The sequence below is a fragment of the uncultured Senegalimassilia sp. genome (assembly GCF_934632265.1).
In the GTDB taxonomy this organism is placed as follows: domain Bacteria; phylum Actinomycetota; class Coriobacteriia; order Coriobacteriales; family Eggerthellaceae; genus Senegalimassilia.
The window spans coordinates 1-2,111 of record NZ_CAKTYH010000194.1 but is presented as its reverse complement, the minus strand read 5'-3'; the positions used below and the strand labels follow the sequence as shown (position 1 = coordinate 2,111).

Sequence of the window (2,111 nt, the reverse complement as noted above, 5' to 3'; positions counted from 1 at the left end):
CACCTGCCCCGAATGCGGCGGCAAGGGCCGTGTCGTCACTGTGCAGCATACGTTCTTGGGCGATATGCAGACGGCAACCACCTGCAGCAAATGCAACGGCACCGGCCAGACCATCGACAACCCGTGCCCCGAATGCGACGGCCAAGGCCGCGTCCCCGATCGTCAGCGCGTCACAGTCGAGGTGCCCGTCGGCATCCGCGATTCCCAGCAGCTGCGCCTCACCGGTTTCGGCGAGGCCGGCCTGCGCGGTGCGGCTTCGGGCGACCTTATCGTCACGTGCCGCATCCAGCCGCACGAGTTCTTCGAGCGCGACGGGGACGACCTGCATTGCCGTGCGAACGTTTCCATCGTGCAGGCGACGCTCGGCTCCGAAATCGAAGTCGACGGCATCTTCGAGGACGAGAAGGTCAAGGTCCGTATCCCCGAAGGCCTGCAAAACGATCAGATCGTGCGCGTGAAGGGCTTCGGCATGCCGCGTTTCCGCAGTGATGCTCGTGGCGATATGTACGTTCATGTCACCGTCGTGGTGCCGAAGAAGGTCACGAAGAAGCAGCGTGAGCTTCTCGAGCAGCTGGCACACGAGATGGGCGAGGATGTAGCCGAGGCTCGCACGCCCCTGCAGAAACTGCGCGATAAGTTCAACTAACCGGGCTCATGCCCGGTTCGCGAGCGATTCCGCTCGCGTTCGACGCTTTACGCAACCGCGGGAGTTACGGTTGCGTAAAGCGTCGTCCGTTCCAGTGCTATTTTCGCTCGGGCGGATCAGCCTGGCGGTGGTGTTCGGGCGCTCAGCTACGGGATGCCTGGATCGCTTCGATTCGGGTAGGCGCCCGGCAGCGTTCGCATCCGCGTCCCAAAGTCCCTTGCTCCGAGATAAGGATCCCCGTGTCGCTTCCTCAATTTTTCCTTGATGAACAGGTTCTGGCCGATGAGGCCTGTGAACAGTTCCCGCTTGCGCTCTCGCGCGATGATGCCAAGCATGCAAAGGTGCTGCGCCTAGCCGCTGGCGAGCATATCGCCGTGGTCGATGCTGCCCAGGATTATTTCGAGTGCGAGATCAAGGCATTCGATGGCGGCACGCCCATCGTCTCCATTTCGGGGCACCTTGACGCCAAGCCGCTTGCCGCCCATGTCTGCCTGGTGCAAGGCCTTGCCAAGGGCGACAAGATGGAAACGGTCATCCGCCACGCCACCGAGCTTGGCGTTTCCGAGTTCATCCCCTTCGCCGCTTCGCGTAGCATCATGAAGGTCGACGCGAAGAAATCGGCTTCGAAAACCGAGCGCTGGCAAGCTATCGCGAAAAGCGCTGCCATGCAATCGGGGCAAACCCACCTTGCGCAGGTGCACGAGCCTATGAGGCTTTCGGCCCTGAAAGACGCGCTTGCGTCCTTCGATGCCGTTATCCTGTGCTGGGAGGAGGCGCCCGGCACCGCGAAGCTCTGCGATGCCCTTCGTCCGGTTTCCCATATCGCACCGTCCGATCGTCTTGCGCGGGTTGCGGTCGTGGTCGGTCCTGAAGGAGGCCTTGCCCAAGAAGAGGTCGACGCTATCCTGGCGTGCAACGATCATGCGCGCATGGTGTCGCTCGGGTCTTCCATCCTTCGTACCGAAACCGCCGGAATCGTCGCACCCGCCTTGGTGCTCTATGAGCTTGGCGGCTTGGGGGCAGGTGAGCGAGCGTGAATTTCGCCATCGTGAATCTCGGCTGCAAAGTCAATCGAGTGGAGTCCGACTCGTTCGCATCCGGCCTGCTTGCTCGCGGCGGCTTGGAAACGGGCCCCGAGGCAGCCGATGTCGTGGTCGTCAACACGTGCACCGTTACCGGCGAAGCTGAAAAGAAAACTCGCAAGGCGGTAAGGCAGGTTTTGCGCGCAAACGCAACCTCCGACGTGGTGGTGACGGGTTGCGCCGCCGCCATCGATGCCGATGCGTTCACCTCCATGGATCCCGATCGCGTGCACATTGCCGGCAAGCTGCAGGTCGACGATGTGCTCGATCGCCTGGTCGGGCCCATCGGCCACGGGGCCATGCCGCTTGCGATCGGCGACGGCTTCAGGACGCGCGTGGGCGTGAAGGTGCAGGACGGATGCAACAACGCGTGCACGTATTGC

General features: G+C 62.5%; 2 protein-coding genes and 1 pseudogene. All 3 read left to right on the top strand.

The annotated features are described in order from the left end of the window. Nucleotides 1–646, top strand: a 646-nt coding sequence (locus tag Q0H50_RS09380; protein WP_294421692.1) for a DnaJ C-terminal domain-containing protein, incomplete at its 5' end; no start/stop codon positions are given. Nucleotides 647–885: 239 nt separating this feature from the next. Further along, nucleotides 886–1,683: a 16S rRNA (uracil(1498)-N(3))-methyltransferase gene (locus tag Q0H50_RS09375; RefSeq protein WP_294421691.1), complete on the top strand. Its 798-nt coding sequence runs from the start codon at nucleotides 886–888 to the stop codon at nucleotides 1,681–1,683. Next, a pseudogene (locus Q0H50_RS09370) lies at nucleotides 1,680–2,111 on the top strand (hypothetical protein); the annotation flags it as partial. The gene Q0H50_RS09375 and the pseudogene Q0H50_RS09370, both read left to right, overlap by 4 nt.